We start from the raw sequence: 7,362 nt of genomic DNA, 5'->3' as shown, positions 1-7,362 counted from the left end.
AAAATTCGGCAGGATTCATTCTAGCGGCCAATATTCAGATGGTTCTTTCGTCGATCAGTAGAAACCGAGACTCAAATTTTTAGACATGCTCTAAGCTAAATTTGTCTACTACCCATCGAATTGGTTGAGTCGTTCCCTCTTGTTCCTGCTGTCACCAATAGTGTAAAAAGCCTCGGATAAACTACTTCTCCGCCTACGTTTTTTATCTTGCTGGTAACAACACGAGTTTCAGGTTGACGACTTAACCACTTCTTGCTGGGCGTAGCTGACAAACTTTAAATGAATATGAAATCTGCAGAAAAAGCTAATTGGAAATATCAGGTACTAGAAGGTGTCTGCTATATAATTGCGATAGTGTCTGTAATGGATAATTCAGTTTTCTCTTTTGTAGGGGAAGGGGTGGGAGTGTTGATAGCTATTGTATTTACTATTGCAGGTATTCACTTTAATCGGAAAAATGAGGCTTCATATAATGCAAATATACTGGTGGTTGGGATTGTAGTAATCTTGTCGTTTGTCGCTATGCTGCTGTATTCAAAATTTAAGTGAAAGCAGAACTGACCTGTTGTGTTATTCTGAGATTATTGTCATGAACGTAATTGCCCTGGAAGAGAAAACTTAAAGTGGCGGAAAGAGCTTTTTTGTGGAAATTTTCTCCCACTTCTCTGTAAAAAAGAGTAATGCCAGCATTTAACACTAATTGGATAGTCAAATACACGTGAGCGAAATCCCCACCAGCCGTGAAAGAAGTGTAATAAGGATTCGTAGATCAGCTGCGCTGGACGTTCGCTGCGCTTCCTTTTAGTTGCTACTGAAACGTCATCTAGCAAATCCCGTCAACCATTCATCCAGCTCCAGGCGAATGATTTCCACCCTGAGCCAAGCCTTGTAACTTTTGATGGCTAACTGGTCTGTCTCCGTTTTTTGTAACATCTCAACGAGTGGATAACTCAGGTCAATCGAACCTTCATTTTTGTATAGAACGGCGTGAGCAGGCACCAAAGGGACATCGTTTTCTGCCGTGAATTGGTGAATTCTTTTGGTGACGGCTAAGTTAACGATGGAGTCGAATGTGGGTTTAATATTATGGAGCAGGTAGTTGGCACCTTCCAGAAGGCGTTGCTCTTCGAGAGATCTCTTTTGAATCTTTTCGAGGTTTTCCTGCGAAAACGGCGAAAGACGGCATTCTTGCATAGATGTATACCATGCCTCTACCGCCTCAATTTTGTTTTTCCATAAATACTCAAGCTTAACGCGATCTTTTTCAGCCGATAACCCTGCTGGCCAATTGGCCACCAACGAATCAATTAGCTTCTCTTCGTCATAAACATAGAAATGTTGGCCCACGCAGTAGGAGGTCGTGGAAAAGGAGAAGAATAGCAAAGCAAGAAGTCTGTGTACCATCTTACAAGAATAGCGTAAGCACAGGAGAATGACGTAGTCAGGAGGACGGCTTAATGCTTCCTTAACCGAAAGAGATGGAGCAACTGCCCGCAAAGGCCGTGAAGCGGTGTGTCAATCCCGTACGGTAGCCTGCCAGACTACCTAGTTGCCAGACTACATTGTCACCTAAAAGCGAGGCACTCCATCGCCCGCTACGCGGCGATTCCGTACCGTCGCTAAGACGCTGGCCCGTCCTTATCAGGACTAGTGATTTGCCATGGCGTCAGGATTGGTCTTTAGCCCAAAATTAGTGAATCAAATAAGCGAACGTCCGCTTTTTCTCCAGCTGAGAAGCGGCGTGCCTACCTCATGCGGCAGCGACTACCAAACTACAATACTACCCGACTACAATACTACCTCACCACCAACTCCTCCCGATCCGGCCCCGTAGAGACCATACTCACGCGGGTGCCCAGCTTTTCTTCCAGGAACTGTACGTAGTCGATACAGGCTTTTGGCAGGTTGGCTTCTTCCTTGACGCTGGTCAGGTTACTGTTCCAACCGGGGACGTCGGTGTAAACCGCCTCGTAGTTTTCATGGACGAGGTCGAAAGGCAGCTCATGGCTAAGGCTTCCGTCAACCTTGTAGGCGTCAGCGACTTTCAGCGTTTCAAATTTGTTGAGTACGTCGACCTTCGTGACGACCAGCTGCGTCACGCCGCTAAGCATGATGGTGTAGCGGAGTTGTACAAGGTCGATCCAGCCACAACGGCGTGGCCGGCCGGTGGTGGCGCCGAACTCCCCGCCTTCGGCGCGGAGGAATTCACCCGTTTCGCCGGTAAGCTCTGTCGGGAACGGACCACCGCCCACCCGGGTACAGTAAGCTTTCGTAATACCGATCACTTCGCCGATCTGCTGTGGCGCGATGCCCAGCCCGGTACAAACCCCGGCGGTGATGGTGTTAGAGCTGGTGACGAAGGGATAGGTGCCAAAGTCGATGTCGAGCATCGAACCCTGAGCGCCTTCGGCCAAGATTTTGTCACCACGCTTAATGGCGTCGTTGATCCAGTATTCACCATCGACGAACTCCAGCGTCTGCAGTCGTTCCACGGCTTTGAACCAGGCTTCTTCTTCCTTGGCCAGCTCAAACTCCACGAAGGGGTAGAGGCCCACGAGTTGCTTGTGCTTTTCTTTGAGTTCTTCGTAGCGGTCCCGGAAGTCAGGGGCTTCGATGTTCCCTACGCGGAGGCCGTTACGGCCGGTCTTGTCCATGTAGGTAGGGCCGATACCTTTGAGCGTGGAGCCGATTTTGCGGTCGCCCTTGGCGTTTTCGCGGGCGGCATCCAGCAGGCGGTGGCTGGGCAGAATGAGGTGCGCTTTGCGGGCAACAAAGAGGCGCCCGGCATAATCGACACCGGCGGCGTCGAGCTGGTCGAGCTCCTTACTCAGCGTAATGGGGTCAATGACCACACCGTTGCCGATGATATTCTTCAGGCCCGGGCGGAAGATACCCGAAGGCACCGTGTGCAGCACGAATTTTTTGCCGTCAAAAATGAGGGTGTGCCCGGCATTGGGGCCGCCCTGGAAACGGGCGATGATATCATATTGAGGGGCGAGAACATCAACAATCTTGCCCTTTCCTTCGTCTCCCCACTGGAGACCTAATAGTACGTCTACGGCCATTTGAATAGTTGGCTTTAAGCGACTTTTTCCGGAGAATCCCGAACAGTAGCCGCTGGAACGTGCGCAAAGGTACGTTAGGTGGTTTGTAGAATGTCTGGTTTCAGACATTATTTATCCACGCTAAAGATTGAGCGCTGTCTTACATTGGCCATTGTTAACATTCATCGGGTCGTCAACTTACTCCATGGAGGACACAATATGACATTCCAATTAATCCACATCTACCCCTAAAGCGTTATCTTACCAGCATAAAAAAATAAACGTATGTCTGCTTCAACTCGCACCATTCCCCTTGTCAACCTGTCCGATTTTGAAAACGGAGACGCTGCCACTCGTGCAGCCTTCATCAAGAAACTGGGGGATGCCTTCCATGGTATCGGTTTCGTTGGGGTTACGGGGCATGGTATTCCTAAGTCACTCATCGATGACTTCTACGTAGCGGCGAAGAAGTTCTTTGCCATGGATACGGACGTAAAGCGGAACTACGAGATCGCTGGCGCCGCCGGCCAGCGGGGCTACACCAGCTTCGGAAAAGAAAAAGCCAAGCAGAGCAAAGTGGCTGACCTGAAGGAATTCTTCCAGATCGGTCAGGAAACGCCCGCTATGAGTGCGGATGAGCGTAACCCGGACGTAAAAGAGGTGCCCGAGTTTATGGCGCTTGGCCGCCGTCTTTACCGTCAGTTCGAAGAAAAAGGCAACAGCCTGCTGCAAGCCATTGCCATTCATCTGGAGTTGCCGGAAGATTACTTCTCCAACTTTACCAAAGACGGTGTAAGCATCCTCCGGGCCATCCACTATCCACCCATCACCAGCGAGCCAGCCAGTGCCATTCGCGCGGAACAGCACGAAGATATTAACCTCATCACCCTGTTGGTGGGCGCCAGTGCCGGCGGTCTTCAGCTACAGAACTCCGCTGGAGAATGGCTTGAAATCGTGCCGGAGAACGACGAAATCGTCATCAATGTAGGCGATATGTTGCAACGACTGACGAACAACTACCTCAAGTCCACCACTCACCGCGTAGTGAACCCGCCCCGTGATCAGTGGCACAAGCCACGCCTGAGTATCCCCTTCTTCCTGCACCCCCGCCCGGAAATGAGCCTCAACGTGCTGGACAGTTGCGTAACGGCGGACAATCCGCAGCACTACGAACCCATCACAGCGGGGGGCTACCTCGATCAACGACTGCGGGAAATTGGCCTGAAGAAGTAAAGAGGAAAAAGGATTAAAGGGGTGAAGGATTGAGATGGAAAGGACTGAAGGTGAAAATATTGTCAAGACTCCTTTTCCCCTTACTCCCTTTAATCCCTTACTCTTTTACCCCCTTTCTCTCTTCATATTCCCGTCAGAAAATGAGCATTCTGCAGTCAGAATAACAGAATGACCCGCCGAAACGTTATTTTTGTACTCTAACCCAATCATTCCGACTTTAGCAGCTGATGGCTGACTCATCGTCGACAACTGTATAAGGAAATGTATAATTCCACTCTTCTGTTTATCAATGCTATCGGGCCTGAGATGATTCTCATCTTTTTCGCCATCCTCCTTCTTTTTGGCGGTAAAAAAATTCCTGAGCTGATGCGTGGCATCGGTAAAGGCATCCGCGAATTCAATACGGCGAAGGGAACCATTGAAAAGGAACTCAAAGACGGCATGGCAGAAGAAGATCAGCGCGCCAAAGACGCCCGCGAACTCAAAGAACTCCGGGAGAGAGAAGCTCGCCGCCAGCGGGAAGAATCGTTCATTACCCGTGACGAAAAAAGCTAAAGCAGCCGTGGCCTGTTATCGTGTCCGGTTTTTGGGCGCGACCGCAGGATGCCATGTTTGTTGAACAAGCAAGGAAGCCCCCGGCCCTGACTTCAGGTTCGGGGGCTTGCTGTTTACCTATACCTTTATGGATATTCAATCCGTTATTTTCCTCGGCGCCACCGGCGCCGTCGGCTCAGAGGCCCTCCGCGAATTGCTGACCATCCCGTCGGCACAAAAAATTACGCTGCTTGGCCGGCGCGAAGTCGCCGGCATGCCCGCCGGCCGTGTCCACCAACATCGTATCGACATCTTTGAGCCTTCCTCTTACGCAGGCCTAATCTCCGGCCACGAGGCGGCCATCTGTACGCTGGGTGTTGGGCAGCCGTCAAAAATGTCAAGGGAAGAATTTCTCAAAATCGACAAACAAGCCGTTATTGATTTTGCCCGGGCTTGCCGCCAGGCAGGTGTCGCTCACTTTGAGCTCCTGTCTTCGGTAGGCGTTGATGCTTCGTCGTCCTCTTTTTTCCTGCGCTCAAAGGGAGAGCTGGTGGAGGAACTCAAAGCACTCGGATTTCCGAGGCTAAGCATTTTCCGACCCTCCATGATTCTCACCCCAACTAACCGATACGGCGTGATGCAGGGGATAACCCTGAAGGTCTGGCCTTTACTTAAACCTTTGCTCTTCGGCGGCCTGAAAAAATACCGCGGGGTGAAAGTCGCTGACCTGGGCGGAAGCATGGCCCGTAATCTCTTCACCTCCGGTTCGGGATATGAAGAACTGGAATGGGAAGATTTTCAAGCCTGACCCCGACTGTTCCCCAAGCATTTTACCTTTACGCTGAATATGACAAGCCGCTCTTATCAATTATCTGACTTGCCGGAGGTAGCTAAAGCCCTTCTGGAGGCGTTTGGCCGGCAGGCCGTCTTTGCCCTGATCGGCGATCTGGGCGCCGGCAAAACCACGCTGGTGGCGGAGATGTGCCGTCAGCTTGGGGTAGCGGAGCCGACGAGCAGCCCCACGTTCAGCATCGTCAACCAGTACAAGGGGGCGGATGGCCCCGTCTATCACCTGGATTGTTACCGACTGGAAAACACCGAAGAAGCGCTCAATGCTGGCCTGGAGGAGCTTTTTGAGGGCGAAGGCTACCCCATCTTTGTGGAATGGCCGGCTGTGATAGAACCTCTTTTGCCTCCGGGCGTTGTCTTCTTGCAACTACGGCATGCCTCCGAAGGTGAGTCGCGTAGTCTGACGATTTCCACCGGTCACCCACCCAACAATGAGTAGTAAGGATAAGAAGAAGGTCTCCCTCCCAGAGGAACTAACCTCCGGCTATGGCCAGACCCAAACGGAGACGCTCGCCGTGCAGCATAAGCAGGAGAGTCTTTTTATTGGTATTCCCAAGGAAATTACCCTGCAGGAGAAACGGGTGGCCCTGGTCCCAAGTGGTGTCGCTAACCTGACCAGCCGTGGCCACCGGGTATTGGTGGAAACGGGTGCCGGCATCCAGAGCAACTTTACCGATCATTCTTTTAGTGAGCAGGGCGGGGAGATTGCCTACTCCGCACAGGAGGTGTACGAAAAGGCAAAGGTTATCCTCAAAGTAGCACCGCCGACGCTGGATGAGATCGAGATGATGCAACCCGGGACGGTCCTCATCAGCCCGCTACAGCTACCTACCATCAGCGCCGAATATCTCTACCGGCTGAAGAACAAACGCATCATCGCCCTGGCGATGGAGTATATGCAAGACGAAGAGGGGAGCTTCCCCATCGTCCGGATCATGAGCGAAATGGCGGGGATCTCTGCCGTACAAACAGCCGCAGAATTACTGTCTACCACTACCGGCGGGCCTGGCGTTCTGTTGGGCGGCGTCTCCGGCGTGCCCAGCGCAAAGGTGGTTATTCTGGGCGGCGGAGTGGTCGCTGAATTTGCTACCCGTGCCGCCCTGGGCATGGGCGCAGAAGTGCGAATTTTCGACGATAACATCCACAAGCTGATGCGGCTGCAAAACAGCGTTGGCCGCCAGCTGTACACCAGTGCAATGAATCCCTACTACCTGCGCAAAGAGCTATTGAGTGCTGAGGTAGCCATCGGTGCCATCCACGCAGAGCATGGTCGTACGCCCATCGTGGTGAGCGAGGAAATGGTCCGTTCCATGCGGCCGGGCTCCGTCATTATTGACGTCAGTATCGATCAGGGGGGCTGCTTCGCTACCAGTGAAATGACCACGCTGCAGAAACCCACTTTCCGCAAACACGACGTGATTCATTACTGTGTGCCCAACCTAGCCAGCCGGGTGGGGCGGACGGCAAGCATCGCCGTCAATAACATCCTCGTCCCGCTACTCCTGCGCGCCGACGGTGCTCGTTCGTTCGAGCATTTTATCCTGCGGCAGGCCGGGCTGCGTCATGGCGTGTACACCTTCCGGGGCTGCCTGACGAACCCTTACCTCGGCAAACGATTCGATATGCGCTGTACGGATATTGATTTGTTGATGACCAGTGGGCTCTAGGGTAGACCGTAATGTTGTAGACGGTAGATTAGGCG

Annotated in this window: 8 protein-coding genes; 6 read left to right on the top strand and 2 right to left on the bottom strand. The window is 52.2% G+C overall.

From position 1 onward, the window contains the following. Positions 1-285: 285 nt before the first annotated feature. Positions 286-549, top strand: coding sequence for a hypothetical protein (locus tag BM123_RS10950; RefSeq protein ID WP_090168224.1), 264 nt, complete (start codon positions 286-288; stop codon positions 547-549). A gap of 270 nt (positions 550-819) precedes the next feature. Here BM123_RS10950 and BM123_RS10945 read toward each other — a convergent pair whose 3' ends face one another. Together BM123_RS10945 and BM123_RS10940 are read right to left on the bottom strand one after the other, a co-directional pair. Further along, positions 820-1,404: a hypothetical protein gene (locus BM123_RS10945; RefSeq protein WP_090168222.1), complete on the bottom strand. Its 585-nt coding sequence runs from the start codon at positions 1,402-1,404 to the stop codon at positions 820-822. A 392-nt stretch (positions 1,405-1,796) separates the two neighbouring features. Further along, positions 1,797-3,065, bottom strand: coding sequence for an adenylosuccinate synthase (locus tag BM123_RS10940; protein WP_090168220.1), 1,269 nt, complete (start codon positions 3,063-3,065; stop codon positions 1,797-1,799). Between the two features lie 264 nt (positions 3,066-3,329). Between BM123_RS10940 and BM123_RS10935 the strand changes: the two genes are divergently transcribed. The 5 genes from BM123_RS10935 to BM123_RS10915 all read left to right on the top strand — a co-directional run bounded on the left by BM123_RS10935 (position 3,330) and on the right by BM123_RS10915 (position 7,327). After that, positions 3,330-4,277, top strand: coding sequence for an isopenicillin N synthase family dioxygenase (locus tag BM123_RS10935; RefSeq protein ID WP_090168219.1), 948 nt, complete (start codon positions 3,330-3,332; stop codon positions 4,275-4,277). A gap of 261 nt (positions 4,278-4,538) precedes the next feature. Then, positions 4,539-4,832: a Sec-independent protein translocase subunit TatA/TatB gene (locus tag BM123_RS10930; RefSeq protein ID WP_090168217.1), complete on the top strand. Its 294-nt coding sequence runs from the start codon at positions 4,539-4,541 to the stop codon at positions 4,830-4,832. Positions 4,833-4,959: 127 nt separating this feature from the next. Beyond that, a complete protein-coding gene (locus BM123_RS10925; protein ID WP_090168240.1) occupies positions 4,960-5,619 on the top strand; it encodes an NAD(P)H-binding protein in 660 nt (219 codons plus the stop codon). A gap of 39 nt (positions 5,620-5,658) precedes the next feature. Further along, complete coding sequence (tsaE, locus tag BM123_RS10920) at positions 5,659-6,099, top strand: tRNA (adenosine(37)-N6)-threonylcarbamoyltransferase complex ATPase subunit type 1 TsaE (protein WP_090168215.1); 441 nt, start codon at positions 5,659-5,661, stop codon at positions 6,097-6,099. After that, a complete protein-coding gene (locus BM123_RS10915) occupies positions 6,092-7,327 on the top strand; it encodes an alanine dehydrogenase (RefSeq protein ID WP_090168213.1) in 1,236 nt (411 codons plus the stop codon). The genes tsaE and BM123_RS10915 overlap by 8 nt, the downstream gene beginning before the upstream one ends. The last annotated feature ends 35 nt before the right edge of the window (positions 7,328-7,362 follow it).

Source organism: Neolewinella agarilytica, from assembly GCF_900110645.1.
In the GTDB taxonomy this organism is placed as follows: Bacteria; Bacteroidota; Bacteroidia; order Chitinophagales; family Saprospiraceae; genus Neolewinella; species Neolewinella agarilytica.
The sequence above is the reverse complement of the archived record's forward strand: the minus strand, read 5'-3'. Positions and strand labels throughout refer to the sequence as shown.